This is a genomic window from Parachryseolinea silvisoli (assembly GCF_021190955.1).
GTDB classification, from domain to species: domain Bacteria; phylum Bacteroidota; class Bacteroidia; order Cytophagales; family Cyclobacteriaceae; genus Ohtaekwangia; species Ohtaekwangia silvisoli.
Genome location: NZ_JAIOAO010000004.1, coordinates 429,876 through 446,657, shown reverse-complemented (window position 1 = coordinate 446,657; position 16,782 = coordinate 429,876). Strand labels below are relative to the sequence as shown.

Annotated in this window: 13 protein-coding genes; 7 read left to right on the top strand and 6 right to left on the bottom strand. The window is 52.8% G+C overall.

From position 1 onward, the window contains the following. Positions 1-350 precede the first annotated feature (350 nt). The 4 genes from K7P01_RS24725 to K7P01_RS24710 are packed head-to-tail and all read right to left on the bottom strand — an operon-like array spanning position 351 to position 6,160. Positions 351-1,697 carry a DUF3526 domain-containing protein gene (locus K7P01_RS24725; protein WP_267297260.1) on the bottom strand — a complete coding sequence of 449 codons (1,347 nt, stop codon included), beginning with the start codon at positions 1,695-1,697 and terminating at the stop codon, positions 351-353. Positions 1,698-1,700: 3 nt separating this feature from the next. After that, positions 1,701-3,146: an ABC transporter permease gene (locus tag K7P01_RS24720; RefSeq protein WP_267297259.1), complete on the bottom strand. Its 1,446-nt coding sequence runs from the start codon at positions 3,144-3,146 to the stop codon at positions 1,701-1,703. Between the two features lie 4 nt (positions 3,147-3,150). Continuing rightward, the gene (locus K7P01_RS24715; RefSeq protein WP_267297258.1) at positions 3,151-5,454 is read right to left on the bottom strand and encodes a TonB-dependent siderophore receptor; all 2,304 of its coding nucleotides are present in this window, start codon (positions 5,452-5,454) and stop codon (positions 3,151-3,153) included. A 10-nt stretch (positions 5,455-5,464) separates the two neighbouring features. Continuing rightward, positions 5,465-6,160, bottom strand: a complete 696-nt coding sequence (locus K7P01_RS24710) for an ABC transporter ATP-binding protein (RefSeq protein ID WP_267297257.1) — start codon at positions 6,158-6,160, stop codon at positions 5,465-5,467. Positions 6,161-6,369: 209 nt separating this feature from the next. Here K7P01_RS24710 and K7P01_RS24705 point away from each other — a divergent pair, with 209 nt between their 5' ends. The 4 genes from K7P01_RS24705 (at position 6,370) to K7P01_RS24690 (ending at position 9,436) form a co-directional block, all read left to right on the top strand. Next, positions 6,370-6,600 (top strand): hypothetical protein, encoded by a 231-nt coding sequence (locus K7P01_RS24705; protein ID WP_267297256.1) that lies wholly within the window; start codon positions 6,370-6,372, stop codon positions 6,598-6,600. A gap of 308 nt (positions 6,601-6,908) precedes the next feature. Then, positions 6,909-7,202, top strand: coding sequence for a hypothetical protein (locus K7P01_RS24700; RefSeq protein WP_267297255.1), 294 nt, complete (start codon positions 6,909-6,911; stop codon positions 7,200-7,202). 317 nt (positions 7,203-7,519) lie between these two features. Then, positions 7,520-8,290: a slipin family protein gene (locus K7P01_RS24695; RefSeq protein WP_267297254.1), complete on the top strand. Its 771-nt coding sequence runs from the start codon at positions 7,520-7,522 to the stop codon at positions 8,288-8,290. A gap of 195 nt (positions 8,291-8,485) precedes the next feature. Then, entirely contained in the window at positions 8,486-9,436 is a 951-nt protein-coding gene (locus K7P01_RS24690) for an alpha/beta fold hydrolase (protein WP_267297253.1), read from the top strand. Between the two features lie 197 nt (positions 9,437-9,633). Here K7P01_RS24690 and pdxR read toward each other — a convergent pair whose 3' ends face one another. Further along, entirely contained in the window at positions 9,634-11,046 is a 1,413-nt protein-coding gene (gene pdxR / locus K7P01_RS24685; protein WP_267297252.1) for a MocR-like pyridoxine biosynthesis transcription factor PdxR, read from the bottom strand. 96 nt (positions 11,047-11,142) lie between these two features. On the opposite strand from pdxR, the gene K7P01_RS24680 reads away from it, so the two are divergent. The 3 genes from K7P01_RS24680 to K7P01_RS24670 all read left to right on the top strand — a co-directional run bounded on the left by K7P01_RS24680 (position 11,143) and on the right by K7P01_RS24670 (position 14,365). Then, positions 11,143-11,616 (top strand): cupin domain-containing protein, encoded by a 474-nt coding sequence (locus tag K7P01_RS24680; protein ID WP_267297251.1) that lies wholly within the window; start codon positions 11,143-11,145, stop codon positions 11,614-11,616. Positions 11,617-11,637: 21 nt separating this feature from the next. Continuing rightward, the gene (locus K7P01_RS24675; RefSeq protein ID WP_267297250.1) at positions 11,638-12,516 is read left to right on the top strand and encodes a dihydrodipicolinate synthase family protein; all 879 of its coding nucleotides are present in this window, start codon (positions 11,638-11,640) and stop codon (positions 12,514-12,516) included. Between the two features lie 295 nt (positions 12,517-12,811). Continuing rightward, positions 12,812-14,365 (top strand): sulfatase family protein, encoded by a 1,554-nt coding sequence (locus tag K7P01_RS24670; protein ID WP_267297397.1) that lies wholly within the window; start codon positions 12,812-12,814, stop codon positions 14,363-14,365. A 3-nt stretch (positions 14,366-14,368) separates the two neighbouring features. Here the strand turns inward: K7P01_RS24670 and K7P01_RS24665 are convergent, their stop codons facing one another. Further along, a complete protein-coding gene (locus K7P01_RS24665; RefSeq protein ID WP_267297249.1) occupies positions 14,369-16,735 on the bottom strand; it encodes an ABC transporter permease in 2,367 nt (788 codons plus the stop codon). Between the last annotated feature and the right edge of the window lie 47 nt (positions 16,736-16,782).

Below are 16,782 nucleotides of genomic sequence, written 5' to 3'. Positions count from 1 at the left end.
ACAAACAATACTTTAGCATTACGGACGACTGACGGCCATCCGGTTGAGTTAAAAAAATAAAATACTGGATCGGTCGTCTTTCGACCGATAGGTTAAAAAAAAATTATGATTGGATACTATCCTACAGATATACCATAACGACTAACATTCGGCGGAGCGAGATCCTGCCAGTAACGATACAATTGAGACATCATATAGTTTTAGGTTTAAGTGACAACAGCTATAGGGGTCTTTCGATTTATGGTGTCAATTATACCCTAAAATACACAAATGTCATATATACATGTATGTTTTATTATACTTTTACAACGTTACCGGCCGGGAACGTCCCGGCCGGTATATAGTTAATATTAAATTGAGTAAATATTTCGTGAACGAACCCAGGCCCATCCCAGCAGAACCAGGATGATGACGACCAACGGTAGCACCAGGGGACTCCAGCAAACGGTATCCCTGGGCGGCAAATATTGAGGTTTAACGGCTGCCCAGTCTTCGTTTTTCACGGCGGCGTGCTCAAAGATCTTCGGATAGAAATACAGCCGGGTTCGTTCGTGAAAGGTTGTGGTACTGTCGAGCAAGCGGATATAGTCGGCCAGGCTGGTTTGGGCCAGGTCGTTAAAATATAGTTGGGTATGCAGTGTGGGAATGGCACGCGCGAGAGAACGACTGGTCTCTTCCCGCTGGAGCATCTTTTCGCGCATGGCGCGGCTGTCAGCGCGCGCATCTTCGTCGCCCATTTGCTGCATGGCGTAGTACCACAGCCAGTGGAAGGTCTCGTCGGGCACACCGTATTTTGCAAACTGGGGATATCGGGCGTAAAACTTGTCCAGGGTAACTTTTTTGTCCTGGTCCCACTTTTCGTGGTAACCGTCCCGTTGTTTGACCAGGGTGCTGAGCGATTCGGGCACCGGGTGCAGCGTGGCAACAAGATTGTTAACCGACGCCGGCAACAGGATGGTCAGCGTCACCCAGATGGCCAGCAACGTCAGCACCGTAAACCCCGAGCTCTTTTTAAAGAGCGCCAGCCAGAAGGTCAGGGCAAACCAGCATGTACTATAGAGTACGCTTAGCACGACAAATGCCAGGTAGGACTCTCCCAACGGCAACGACAGTATGACGGCCGCCGCCAGCAGTAAAAAGAGCAGGAGCCCATACAGAAAGAACGCCCGGACCAAAAACTTCGCCAGCAAAAATTGAAACGCCGAACGCGACTGTACCACGATCGTCTTCCAGGTACCCGACTCCCGGTCTTCCGACAGGATATTGAAGGTGAAGGCAATGATGACTAACGGAAATAAATAGAGAATGACAAACCCGAGGTCGAGGTTTCCCGATTGAAGCTGAACGGGGTTCGTCAGGTCGGTGTCGTACTTTTGCCCCTCCAGGGTACGGATGGTAATGCTTTGAATACCGGGGTTAACGTCGCGTTGTCCGATGGACAGGGCCGACAGCTTGTCGGGGGGACTGATGAGGGAAAATTTGAGGTAATAAAGCAAGAGGCCCATCTCGTCGTGGGCCGCGACGTTGCGTACGATATGCTCACGTTGATGTTCCGTTACCTGGACGATCCGTTCCTGCTGCTGGGCCAGAAATTGTTTTCCCATCAGGATCGATACCAACCCCATGACCAGCAACAGTGCCAGGGCACCTAGCGTGATGCGGGACCGGATAAATTGTTTTATCAATAGTCTATACATAGCTCAAATTGCTTTTAGTGTTTTTGACAGACGACCTACCCACCAGCAGGAGCCTACGCTCCACAGCAGCAGCGCCATCGCCGAAAACCATGCGCCGCGCAACGATGCACCGATGGCAATTCCCTGCGGTTTAAAGTCGGGCAGCTCTTTCCAGTGATCGTGGCTGATGGCAAGGGGTTTATCCTGCGGCCCGGGCTTCCGGTTGCTGATCAGCTCCATCTGGAGTGCATTCATTTCCTGCGCCATGGTATAACGATAGGCTTCGGCTTCGCTTTGAAATACTTTATAGGATTCAACGTCTGTTCCGGAAAGCGCCATCGAAAGGTTTCGGATGGCAGTAAACGGATTGACCAGGGCGGCGGCCGTGGTCAGGCTGTTCTGTTTGTCGTAGAGGCGGGTCAGGGCCTGCAAATGCTGTTGATAGATACGCGCGCTGATGCGTTCGCCCTCGCGCATCACAAACCCGCTATAGTTAAAGGGAAGGTGCTCGACCGAGTCCACCGCATGTACGCGCAGCACCGAGTCGCGCAAGTGCTTGTAGTGCGGATCGTCGGGGTTGTGGCTATCGCCTTGCTTCAGCACATCCTCTTCGATCACGGTCTCAAACGCAACCCGGGAAGGCGCCGGGAAAAAGTAGCTTCCCAACGCCTGCGACGTTCGGGGAAGCAGCACGGCCAGCAGCAGCCACACCCCTAACAGCTTCATCAAGGCCGCTTTGGACGACTGGCTGCCGGCCGATACGGCTACCGTGATGACGCAGACAATCGCGTTAAAAAGAAAATACGCCAGTGCTATGCCGGCGAGCCGCCCCACCAGGTCCAGGTCAACGGAAACGCCCGAGGCGATCAACAACAGGGCGGCACAAAAAAATGCGGGAACAACGACTACCATCGCGACGGCGAACAGCCCCAGCGACCTCCCGGTCAGGATCTCGCGCCCCCTTGCACCCTGCGTTAGCAAGATTTTCAACGTGCCGTTTTCGCGATCGACGGCGACCGCGCCGAATCCCAGGAACACGATGATCAACGGCACGACCATTTGCAGCAGCATGGCCAGGCTGATCTCGCCAAACCGGAGCAGCCCGGTGGACATGCTTGCTTCTGAAAAGTTGATTGTATTTTGTTTGTGGGCTTCCAGGTACACGGCGTTGCCGGTGAAGCTCTCCAGCCCAAAATCAAACAGGCTCAGGGGGTGTTTGATGCGAAAGGCAAACGTGCCGAAGTGCGCCATGCGGTGGGGATGTTTGTCGGGATTGTCCTCCCAGCGCTCGCGCGCAACTCGTTGATAGTGCTCACGCATCTCGTTTTGAACGGTATACATTTTCCACCCGCTGTACGCCGCGTAGCCGATCATCAGGAACAAAACGACCAGGACACCATAGATCGCGCGCGAATGGAAGGCATTCTTCCAGCTTTGCCGCGCCAGTAATACTACAATAGAACGGTTCATGACGTTAGAATTTATAGGTGGCTGTCAGCATAAAATTTCGCGGCGCCGCGGGAAAGAGCCGCAGGTAGTTTTGCGCGCCGATCCAGTAGGTGGTATTCAACACGTTGTTGACATTCAACGCCAGCTGCATGTTTGCCTTTGACGGCGTATAGTATACCGCCAGATCCACGACGGTATAGTCGGGAACTTCAAACGCCCGCGTGAACCAGGGCACTTTTGCGCCGCTATACTGCACGCCCAGCCCCACCCCGATGTCGCGCAGCGCCGGCTGTGAAAAATTGTAGCGCATCCAGACGCTGGCGCTGTTGACCGGGGTATTCTCTTTACGCTTGCCGCGAAGCGTCTCATCGTCGTCCTCGATGATGCGCGCATCGATGTGACTATACGAAGCGGTGAGCTGCAGGCCCGGCAACAGGTAGCCGGCGAGCTCCCACTCGACGCCGCGGCTCCGGTCCGCGCCACGTTGTACGAGGGAGTCGGGATACTCCGGGAGGTTGGCGTTGATGAGAATGTTCTCCTGGTTGATCTCGTAGGCGGCCACGGTCATGGTAACGCTCCCCTCGAAGAATTCGCCTTTGGCGCCGAGCTCTTTTAAATCGCTGATGAGCGGTTTAAACCGCGCCGGGGAGTTCGGATCCCAAAAGAATGCACCCGTGCTGGGCATGAGCGAAACGGTATTGGATTGCGGTTGATACCCCTCCAGGTAGGTCGCATAGACATGAATTTGTTTAATCACCTCATAGGTGATGCCCACCCGGGGTATCCACGCTGCGTTCTCAAACGAGCCTTCGCCGGGTGCCTCGTAATTCGTGATGTCTTCAAACCACTCCCGGCGCAGGCTGAGCAACGCCGACCATTTTCCAATCTTCACATGCTCTTGCAGATAGACTGCGTCGGTGCGCGTCATGGCCGACGGCACGGCGGTGCGGCCGTTGAGCACATAGTCGTCTACGTTGCGAATGGTATAGGACGGATTGTTGAGATTAAAATGCGGCACGTTTGGCTTCGGCAACGTTTTGCCGTCCACCGTGATGGTTTGATAGCGGGCGGCATTCGCGGGAACGAACGCATTGGCTACGGTTCCATCGTTGAGCAGATAGCCCCGGGCGGAATTCTGGCCGCCTCCCTTGCTTTTGTGCCAGCGGCTGAGGTCATATCCTGCCAGTACTTTATGCTGTGCCCGTCCCGTCGTAAAGTCGATGGTAAAATACGCGTTCAGGTTGTCGGTGTTCCAGTATTGCTGCCGTTGAACAAACTGCATGGCGGCCAGGTTGGTCATCGATTGGTTGTCGATGTCCACGGCGAAGGCGTTGGTGGTGCGGTGTTCCTGGAGATTTTCAGTCCAGGTTTGTTTCATATAGGACACGTTCACGCCGATCTTCTCCGTGAACTTGTGCCGCACGCCGGTCATGACGATGACTTCTTTGGACTTAAAAAAGTCGTTGGCGGCGCCCAGGTTCAGGCTGATCGGCGTGCTGTTCAAATCGGTCACGCCGGCGGTAGCACCGAAAATGGGTTGTCCCCGGTCGAGCGTGCCGGTGCTGTTGCTGAAGATCATTTCTGCGTTGATGGCCGTTTTGTCGTCGGGGATATAGCTGATCGATGGCGACACCAGCAGCGCGTTGTTTTTTACCAGGTCGCGGTACGACCTTCCTTCTTGTAGACCGGCGTTAAGGCGGTAGAGAAGCGTTTTCGATTCGTTCAGCGGACCGGTAAAGTCCAGCGTGGTGCGCAGCGTGCTGAAGCTGCCTACGCTCATGCTGACCTCCCGGCGCTCGGTCGCCAGGGGCTTCTTGGTCACCATATTGATGCTTCCGCCCGGATCGACGCTGGAGAAGGTTACCGACGCCGGTCCTTTTAAAACTTCTACCCGCTCGATGTTTGATGTGATCGGCTGCAGAAAGTAATACTGCCGCGTACGCATGCCGTTGATGATCTGCCCTTCTTCGTTTTGGCTGATGCCGCGGATGTTGTATTGATTGTAAAAGCTCGACGGCGCCACGCCGCTGACGGTCTTTACCGCATCGGCCAGCTGAAACGCCTGCCGATCGGCGATCAGCTCTTTTGTAATGGTGGAAAGTGACTGTGGAAGCTCCTGGTTCCGGATGGCGGACCGGGTGGCGGAAAACGAATAGTCGCTTTGATAGTCGCGGTCTATTCTTCCCACCACTTCCACAGTCTGCAGCTCCTGGTTGTTCAGGACAATTGTGTCGGGATCGACAACCTGCTCCGGCGCGCGCGTCTGCGCAAAGGCCGGAACACCGAGCGTTGCCAACAGTATCACTATACAGTATAGTATTCTATTCATAGCCGTGGATCTAGATCGTTTCGAGGTATAATTGCTGGAGCTGGCTGGCGTTGATGTCGCGGGTAACACGTTCGTGCACCAGGCTTCCTTCCTTCATGATGCCGATGCGCGTGCCAACGTTCACGGCATTAAAAATGTCGTGGGTGGCCATGAAGATCGATTTGCCTTCCGCGACAAATTCCCGGCAGAGCACGGTAAACTCCGCGGTTGCTTTGGGATCCAGCCCCGACGTGGGCTCGTCCATAAAGATCACGTCGGCCTTTTTCGCCAGGGCGATGGCGATGCCTACTTTCTGGCGCATGCCTTTGGAGAAGGTCGACAGCCGCCGGCCGTGCGCTTCCGCTTGCAAGCCGGCCTTGCTCAGAAACCGGGTCAGCTCGCCGGAAGTATAGATAAACCCCGCCAGCCGGCTAAAAAAATCCAGGTTCTCCCGTCCCGAGAGGTTTCCATAGAGCTGTACCACTTCGGGGATATACGCGATCATTTTATTTGTTTGCGCCCGATGGGACTGCACGTCTTTTCCGTTGATGAGCGCCTGGCCGGAGGTGGCCTCGAGAAAGCCGAGGAAGATATTGATTGTCGTGGTTTTACCCGCGCCGTTCTGGCCGAGCAAACAGTATACTTCATTTTTGTCAACCGTGAGGTTGACCTGGTTTAATACCGGGCGGGCATCAAACTCTTTGGTAAGATTTATAGCGTGTAGCATATACATAAAAAGTGACACGGATGGAATACGATTGACAATACAGAACGCCGCCCTACAGGTCAATCGACCCGCTGGTGTTAGCATTTGTCGGAAAATGAATCAGGGAATAGCCTGCCGAAATGGAAAGAATGAACGGCAGGTCGGGAAAATCAGGCGTGCGCGGGAGGCGCCCGCGACGAAGACAGGACAGCCCAGTAGCTGTCCAAACGTTGTTTATAGCACGAGAAATAATGTTGGGTATAGACCGGCTGTGGAACGATCACGCTGGGAACAAGGATCTGATCGGCGTGGCAAACGCCGTCACACATCGGGCATTCGTCCGAATCAACCAAATGGGCGTCGTGATCGCAGGCAGCGGCCTCGCCGTGGTAGAGCACGCGGTGACAAGGATCATTCTCGTGCGCAACGGTGTGGGGCACTGTGACCGTGTTGTCATGTAGAAGAGCATGTAGCACCCCCGGAAGAGACGCGCATACTATATATAAAACGATTACCAGAAACGAAAGCCCCTGACGTATGCCCCGCCTGTGTCTCTTTGTGATCATTCCTGATATCCTGCTTGCATCCGGGGGCAAGATAGCGGGATGCTTTTATTAATGCAACACTATTGCATAAAGAACGTTTCGCCAGTTAACACGAATATTTTCTCTTCTATTCACTTTGCAATTAAAAGTTCTTTTCATATCTTCGATCAGTCAAACTTCAACGACTAACAAAATCACTACTACACATGACAAACCCTGTGGAAATGAAAATGAATGACCAATCGATGGGTTGGAAGTTTTTTAACGCTTTCTTCGGCGTAATCGTGATCGGCATCGGCCTGGTAAATGTTTTTTGGGGCAATGACCCTGGATTCGGGGTTTTTCTACTCGTATTATCAAGTGCATACTTTCCACCCCTGCAGGCACTTTTTAAGGAAAAGACAGGACGCAGCATCCCTGGACTTGTCAAATTCCTGCTCGGAATCTTTATCCTGTGGGCTGCCCTAGGTGTAGGCGAATTGTTCCCCAAGGTAAACCTGATGTTAAACGGGCTGTAGCCCGGCGTCACAAGATATGTCTCCCGGTCCGATGGCGCACGCCATCGGACCATTCGTTGTTTCATTAGTCGATTCATAGCGTCTACCGACGATCCATTTCCAGGGATCGCACCTCTTCCAGTGAAATCCGTGCCAATATTACTTCCCGGTGTAAATCAATCAGTTGAATAACACATGATAAAATCGACCCTTCGGAATCCGAAGGGTTTTCCGGTTTTGGAAATAGCCCTCTTGAAATCCGCTGTCAAAACGTTGTTTTTGACCTGGTATAGAAGTTGCCAGGGACCGTACTCGTATCAATAAACATACACTTCCTTATGAATATTTTAGTTTGGATCGTTATCGGTGTACTCATCATGATCTTCCTTTCCGGTTTTAGAATCGCGCAAGAGTTTGAGCGTCCGCTCGTTTTCAGACTCGGCCGGTTTACAGGGACGCGGGGGCCAGGATTGTTCTGGATCATACCCTTCATCGAGCGATCACAAATCGTTGACATCCGGACGCGCACCGTTGATCTCGAGCGGCAGGAGACCATTACGAAAGACAGCGTCACGATCAAGGTAAATGCCGTCTTGTGGTATAAAGTTATTAAACCTTCGGACGCTGTCATTCGCGTGGTAAACTTTAACCAGGCGGTCTATCAATTTGCCGTGACGACGCTTCGAAATATCATCGGTCAGCACCAGCTGGACGAAGTCCTGAAGGAGCGCGAAAAGATCAACAGGACGTTGCAGCAAATTGTCGATGCGGCGACGGTACCGTGGGGTATCAAAATAGAAATGGTGGAAATGAAAGACGTCGAAATACCCGAGCAGATGCAGCGCGCCATGGCCCGGGAGGCGGAAGCCATTCGCGAAAAACGCGCGCGGCTTATCAAAGCCGAAGCGGAATTCGACGCTTCCGAAAAGCTGGCGCTCTCGGCCAAACAGATGGCCGACAACCCGATGTCGATGGAGCTGCGACGGATGCAAATGCTGTCGGAGATCGGCATCGACAACAATACCACGACTGTTATTCTGATGCCTTCGGAATTTCAGAACGCCGCCAAGAGCTTTACTGATTTTGTAAACTTGCAGAAGAAGGATTAATATAAAATGGCAGATGGCAGGTGTTTTACCTGCCATCTGCGTTACCAGTCATCTTTTTCCGCTCTTCCCTCCCTTTTTCTCTCTGCCCGGGAAAAAAGTACAAGTGACATGGATGTTTGTCCATTTTTCCGCGGGTCCGGTTGCCCCACCTTTGTATCATCAAATCATTTACAACAACACTAAAACACAACAAATATGAATCGTTTAACAAACAACCGGCTCCGTCAACACATTGCCTTGAGAACAATCCTTTTTGCCATGCTCTTTATTATCGCGACGGCATTCGACTCTTCCGTTTTTGCACAAGGAAAAAGAGTACCGGCATCGGCCGGCCGGGAGGAATACATTGAAGTAGAAAAGAATGTGCGCCTGCACGTCACCGACCTGGGCGACGGTCAGCCCATTGTATTGATCCACGGGTGGCCGTTGAGCGACGCCATGTATGAGTATCAATACCAATACCTGGTACAAAAAGGGTTCCGCGTCATCGGCATCTCGCTGCGGGGCTTTGGCAAGTCCGACAAACCGTATGGCCGCTATGACTTCGATGTATTCTCGGACGACATCAAGGTCGTATTAGACAAGCTCAAGATCGAAAATGCCGTGTTGGGCGGATACTCGCTGGGCGGTGCCGTGGTTTTACACTATGTTACGAAGTATAACAGCGCACACATCGGCAAACTGGCCTTGTTCGCCGCCGCCGCACCGTCGTGGTTACAGCGCCCGGGCTATCCGTTTGGCCTGACGGCAGAAGGTGCCGCCGGCTTTATCCAACTGACCCGTACCGACCGTCCGCAAGTGCTCGATAATTTTGACAAGGCTTTTGGTGCTACGGAAACCAGTCTTTCGAAAGGTATGTCTGAATGGTTGAAAGGTATCAACCTGGAGGCATCGCCCTATGCTGCGACACAATCTATCTCGGCGCTGACACAGCTCGACTTGCGCCCTGAGCTGCCGAAGATCAAAATACCTACTGTGATCTTTCACGGTGTAAAAGACAAGCTGTGTGACTTTGCCTTCGCCGAAGAGCTGCACAAAGGGATCAAGAATTCATATGTGGTAAAGTTTGAAAATAGCGGGCACGCACTGTTTGTAGAAGAGATGGAGAAGTTTAATACGGAGCTGGAGAAGTTCGCGTTGAAGTAAACACTACTTGGTAACTGGCGCGCGCTATTGTTATAAAAATCAAGATCGTCCCGAGACCTCACACAAGCAAAAGAATCCATAGCCCTAAAAGGGCGAGATACAGTAGCCCAGGCTTTCAGGCCTGGGCTACTCATTTATACAAAGGCATAGCCCTGAAAAGGGCGTAACAAATCGGACACACGTGCACCCCGAATTCTCTACAGTAATTTGGCGATAGCCTTCACTCCGTCTTCCAACTGGTCATCCTGTAACGACGCATAGCCCAGGCGAAGGCCATTTACGGGCTCGCGGAAACTGAAGTCTTGCGGGGAGATGATTTGTATACCTTTCTGCAGCAACGTCTGTGATACTTTTATCAGGTCGGCCGGCTTTTTGGGCACAACCCAGAAGGCCAGTCCGCCTTCGGGTTTGTCAAACGTGACTTTGCTGCCCAGGTGTGTTTGGAGAATTTGATCAAACAGATCTCGTTTGATTTTATATACCTGGGTGGCGCGGCGCAGGTGGCGTTTGATGTGTCCTTCGTTGATGAGCTGTAAAATGGCCTGGGCCATGATGTTGTCGCCTTGCACGTCGATGATCTTTCGGAGCTGCGCTACTTTGGCCACGAAGTCCTGGGAAGATGCCAGGTAGCCGATGCGAAGCGCCGGAGCCACGATCTTACTCATCGTGCCGATGTAGACGTAGTGCTGTGCATTCTCAAAACTGCTGATGGGAAGAATCGGACGCTGGCCAAAGTGGAACTCGTTGTCGTAGTCGTCTTCGACGATGGTAAAGCCGTACTCATTGGAAAGGGCGACGAGCTCCAGGCGGCGTTGGAGGCTTAACGTTACCGTTGTCGGAAACTGATGGTGGGGAGTGGTATAGATTGCTTTTATTTTCTTGCCGCTGCGCAGGTGTTTTTTTAATGCATCGATCCGCAGCCCTTCTGCATCGACATGAATTGGAAGCAGCCTGGCTCCCGCATTTTCGAAGGCAAGCCAGGCGGGTCTATAGCCTGGATTTTCCACCACGACGTGATCGCCTTTTTCGATCAGGCAGTGGGCGGTGAGGTACGTGGCCATCTGGCTGCCACGGGTAACAAACACCTCGTCGGCCGTTAGCCGCATGCCGCGCTTATAGTTGAGCATTTGAACGATCGCATGGCGAAATTCGAGATCGCCTGCACCGGGGCTGTAGCCCATCATCTGCCATCGTCCTTTATGGTTGAAGATCTGCCGGTAAGCGCCGGCCAGCTCGTTGATGGGGGCAATGCGGCTATCGGGAAGGCCGTCGTCAAAGATGATGTTCGGTTTTTTGGCCACCGTTTTTTCGGCGGGCCTGGGAACCTCGCGTTTTATTTCTGGCAAGGTGGGTAGACGCCCGGCAACGAACGTGCCCTTCCGTTCTTTTGAGACCAGCCAACCTTCGGCCAACAACACGTCCAGCGCTTCGACAATGGTGTTGCGGTTTACTTTTAGTTTGGCGGCCAGTTGCCGGCTACCCGGCAAGGCATCCCCGCCGTGTAGTTTGCCGGTCTTGATAGCGTGTATGATCGCGTCGGCAATCTGGATATAGGCCGCTTTGTCTCCACGTGTGGAGAGCGTAATCTGAAACTCCCAGGGTCTAAGCATCTGGACTACCTGATTTTGTTATTTCTGTACCACTAAGGCAGTCCAATATTACGGCATTTTTGTGAAGCAATACTGCAAACCAAAAAAATTCTAATCATGGCTACCAACACAAAAAATGAGCAAACACCGTTTAGCTCCAAAGATTTTCATCAGACATTCGCGCGACCCCAGTATCAAAAAGCCGCCTACCTGATCCATCGCAATGTAGAGAACGCGGGCGAGCACACGCAGTTTTCGACGGAGCGTAAACACCCCGTATTCTTTGTAGACCTGCCCAGCCGGAACGTGAGCATGACCATCGGCGGGCTTCTGCCCGGTCAGATCACCAATAAACATCGCCATACCTATGAAACCGTACTTTATGTATTGGAAGGAAAAGGTTATACCGAGATCGAGGGTGAAAAAGTGGAGTGGCAGAAAGGCGATGCCGTATATATACCGGCCTGGGCCTGGCATCGGCATCAGAATCTGAGCGACCGTGAATCCGCCAAATATATCGCCTGTGAAAATGCGCCCCAGCTGCAAAATCTCGGCGTGGCACTTCGTGAAGAGGAAGGAAGAGATCTCTAATCCATCTATATAGAAAATAACATGAAACATATTCCCTTTGCAGGTATCATTGCCTATCCCATTACACCGTTTACCGCGGATGGGACGGTGGACATCCCTTTATTCAAGCGATTGGTAGAACGACTGATCACGTCGGGCGCGCACGGCATTGCTCCCCTGGGTAGCACCGGGGTGTTGCCCTACCTGACAGACGAAGAGAAGGAAGCCGTTACCACCGCCACCCTTCAGCAGGTAGCAAACCGTGTTCCCACGTTGGTGGGTGTGTCGAACCTGACGACAGAGCGAACACTCTATCATGCGCGGTTTGCCGAAAAAGCCGGTGCTACGGCGGTTATGATCATCCCGATGAGCTATTGGAAACTAACGGACGACGAGATCGTAAAGCACTATGATACGGTCGCTTCGAAAATATCCATACCGATCATGGCCTATAACAACCCCGCTACGGGTGGTGTCGATATGTCGCCCGCGTTGTTAAAGCGCCTGCTTGAAATCCCGAATGTAACGATGATAAAAGAAAGTACGGGCGATATTCAGCGGATGCATTTTCTGAGAAAGGAATTGGGCGAAGACGTTGCTTTCTACAACGGTTCGAATCCGCTGGCATTAGCGGCATTTTCGGCGGGCGCGAACGGCTGGTGTACGGCCGCACCGAACCTTATTCCGGAACTAACGGTCGCGTTGTATAACGCTATTGTAAAAAATGATTTGGTCCTGGCGCAACATGTATTTTACCAGCAACTTGACTTGCTGAAATTTATGGTTGCCAAAGGACTTCCCCGGGCCGTTAAAGCGGGGCTCCATCTTTTGGGAGAGGACGGAGGTCACTTGCGCGCGCCACTACAGCCCCTCACACCGGGTGAAGTCGCGGAGCTTTCCACTATGCTGAGCCGCGTTTAAGCAACTTCATCAAACTGGTATAACGCCGTGCCCGGTTCGGGAATCCTCTTGTAAAAGGGCTCCTGATAACCGGGCACGGTATTTTATGCCTTCGTCTATCAATCCACATAAATCACATGAATAATCTTTTCAGAGGACTTATCGCCGGGTACGGCGCAAAAAAGTTAGGCGGCGGCTGCCTGGGTACGATCGTTGTTTTTATTATCATCTGGGTGGCGCTCGGGCAGTGTAGCTAACCGCTACGTGGACGTTCGCCACAATAGGCGTATATTCCGCCATGAAAAAAATCGTTCTGATGATTGCCGCGTTGGCCCTCACGGGGTCGATACGGGCACAGGAAAAGAAAACGGCGGCACGCCCGAATGTCATTTTTATTCTCTCTGACGACCACGCCTACCAGGCCATCAGCGCATACGGCAGCAAGCTGACGAAGACGCCGAACATCGATCGCATTGCCAACGGCGGCGCGCTGTTGTACAACAACGTGGTGACGAACTCGATCTGTGGCCCGAGCCGCGCGGTGCTGCTCACGGGGAAGTATAGTCACCTGAACGGCTACAAGCTGAACGAACGCAGCTTCGACATTGCCCAGCCGGTCTTTCCCGAGCAGCTGCAAAAGAACGGATACCAGACCGCCTGGATCGGCAAGATGCACCTGGGGGCACTCCCCCACGGCTTCGATTACCTGCATGTCTTACCGGGACAAGGCTCGTACTATAATCCGGACTTTATCAATAGTAAAAATGAAACGGAGACGTATACCGGGTATGTAACGGATATCATCACCCAGTTGTCGAAGGAATGGCTTGACACGCGCGATCGCTCCAAGCCGTTCTTCCTGGTAGTAGGCCACAAAGCCACGCACCGCGAGTGGCTGCCCGCCCTCGAAGACCTCGGTGCATATGACGACGTTACCTTCCCGATACCCGCGACATTCTACGACGACTATAAAAACCGGATTGCCGCACGGAAGCAGGACATGACCATCGACAGCACGATGGTACTGATGACGGACCTGAAGGTGCACGCTGACTACGACAGCAGTACCGGTACCCGACGCTATAATCCCTACACACGGTTTACCGCCGAACAACGGGCGGCGTACTACAACTATTACGAAAAGAAAGTAAGCAAGGAGTTCGATGAGAAGAAGCTTACGGGCAAGGCGCTCGCCGAATGGAAGTATCAGCGTTACCTGCGCGATTATTTATCTACGGCCAATTCCCTCGATCGTAACATCGGGCGGTTGCTAGACTACCTGGATCAAACGAAACTGTCGGAGAACACCGTCGTGATTTATGCTTCCGACCAGGGCTTTTACCTGGGCGAGCACGGTTGGTTTGACAAGCGGTTTATGTATGAAGAGTCGCTGAAGACACCGTTTGTGATTCGGTACCCGGGCGTGATCAAGCCGGGCACCAAAGTAGACCGGCTCATTTCAAACATCGACTGGGCGCCAACGATCCTGGATATTACCGGCACCACGATACCGCGGGAGATCCAGGGCGAATCATTCCTGCCCATCGTCAGCGGGAAGCCGGTGCCATGGCGAACCGCGGCATACTATCACTACTACGAATATCCGCGTCCGCACCGCGTCGCCCCGCATTTCGGGATCCGCACGGAACAGTATACATTGGCGCGATTCTATGGACCCGATGATTTCTGGGAGCTCTACGACATCAAAAAGGACCCGCACAACCTAACTAACCTGTACGGCCAGAAGGGCTACGAAAAGGTTACGGCTTCCCTGAAGAAAGCGCTGCGCACGCAGATCCTGAAGTATCAGGACGACGAGGCGCTGAAACTTTTAGAACAAACGCCTGCCGTCACGCTGCAACCGAAATAGGCACTATTCACTCCGCAAGGAGTTTACGGGATTGGCATGTGCCGCGCGCAAGGCTTGTGTGCTGACGATGATCAACGCAAATACCAAGGATACGATACCGGTTGCCGGAAATACCCACCATTCGATCGATGTACGAATGGCATAACGCTCCAGGTATTTCGTCAACAGCCACCAGGCGACGGGTGAAGATATCGTAAAGGCTATAATCACCAGAATAGAAAAATCGCGCGAGATCATTTGTACAATGCTTGGCACACTGGCTCCGAGCACCTTGCGTATGCCGATCTCTTTGGTACGTTGCTCCGCGGTAAACGATGCGAGGCCAAATAACCCGAGTCCCGTGATCAGGATGGTGAGCGTTGCAAAGAGACTGGCCAGTTGGCTCGTCAGGTTGATGGTTGTGAATTTCTTCTGAAACTCCACATCGGCAAATCGATATTCGAACGGGTATGCCGGCGCATGCTTTTCGAAGACGGTCTTGACGGTGTTGATCGATGCCTGCAGGTCGTTGGTTTTCTTCAGGCGAATGGTGACGGCATTGCTCCACTCAGGATCCAGTATGGCAAACATCGGCTTTACAGGGTCGGACGGTGAACCCATCAATACATCCTCTACAACACCGATCAGCTTGCGTTTGCCGCCCCACAGCGGCAGCTCGGTGCCAATGGGGTCTTTCAGGTTCATGAGCTGCAGCGCAGTCTTGTTTATGATGATCGACGCGGTATCGCTTTTGAAATCTTCCGAGAAGTCACGCCCTTCCAGGATTTTGATCCCCATGGTCTTCGTCCAGTCGTATTCGGTGGCAATGGTAGTGAAGATCACCCGCAGCTCTTCAGGCTTACCGGGCCAACCGAGAAAGTTATTGGAGTTGATTTCCGTGATCGCGCTGTTGGATTTGGTCACGGCCTCGACCGCGCCCGATGCCAGCAGGTCCAGCTTCAACGGCCGGTAATTCTTTTTTACCTCGTTGGTATAATTTACCGTCATGAGGTTTTCCTGATCATAGCCGAGTGTACGGCCTTTGACAAGCTGGATCTGCTGGTATATTACCAGCGTGCCGATGATGAGCAGGATCGAGAAGCCGAATTGCAACGTCACCAATATTTTGCGCGGCAAGCTGGCGCCTTTACCCGCGGTAGGTTTTCCTTTCAACACCTTTACCGGCTGGAAGGAAGAAAGATAGAACGCGGGATAGCTGCCTGCCACCAGTCCGGTGATCAGGATAAGTCCCAGTGAAAATAGCCAGAATTCACCCGACAGGTACGGTATCGTCAGTTTTTTCTCCACCATGTCGTTGTAGTACGGCAACAGCAATTGCGCCGCCAATACGGCAATGGTGAATGCGATAAACGATATGAAGGTAGACTCGCCGATGAACTGCAACACAAGCTCCCGTCGACGGGAGCCTATGCTCTTGCGTATACCCACCTCGCGCGCACGCCGCTCAGACCGCGCCGTGGCCAGGTTCATAAAATTGATACAGGCGATGATCAGGACAAACACAGCAATGATTGTAAAGAGCTGTACATATTCGATCATGCCGCCCGATTCTACGCCGTTGTCGAACGATGATTGCAGGCGCCAGCGCAGCATGGGGTATAAAAAGAATTCGGGCTTGGTATCCTTTTCGCCATGTTCCTGTAGCATCATCTTCACCCGGCTTTCCACCGCCGCGTGATGGGCAGGGTCATTCAGCTCGACAAATACCTGGAAGGAATAGTTGCCCCAATTGGTGGTGTTACGCCGCACCCACTCCTCGGCTTGCTCGTGGAATTTCCAGGTCATCAGGAAATCGAACTGGAAGCTTGAGCTTGACGGCACGTTGCGCAGTACACCGGTCACCTTCAAATCATGTTCGTTGTCGACGCGGATTACTTTGTTGATCGGGTCTTCGTCTCCAAACAATGCCTTGGCCGTGGCCTCGGTAATGACGATCGAACGGGGGTCTGCCATGACCTGGTTTGCCTGGCCGATCAACAGCGGAAACTCAAACATCTGCAGGAAATCCTCACCGGTATAGTAACCGCGCTTGGTCAGCCGGTTCTCTCCTACCGTCAGCAGGTGGTCACCACCCCAGTCTGTCACCGCAGCCCGCTTGATGTGACTGTCGGCAGTTTTCATGGCCTCGTAGGTGGGCAGCGGCACGGAGGTCCACGACTGAATCTTGCCGTCAAACTTCGCGTTGGCCCACACCTGGTAGAGCCGGTCGGCCTTCGGCAGGAACTTGTCGTATGACATTTCGTCGTTGACCCACAACAAGATCAGGATGCTGCAGGTAATGCCGGTAGAAAGACCGGCAATGTTAATGAACGAATAGAACCCGTTTTTGAACAGGTTTCTCAGGGTGACCAGGAAGTAATTTTTGAACATAACCCAAGCTTTGCATAAAGACTACGGTTCGTTGCAAAAGGTAACAG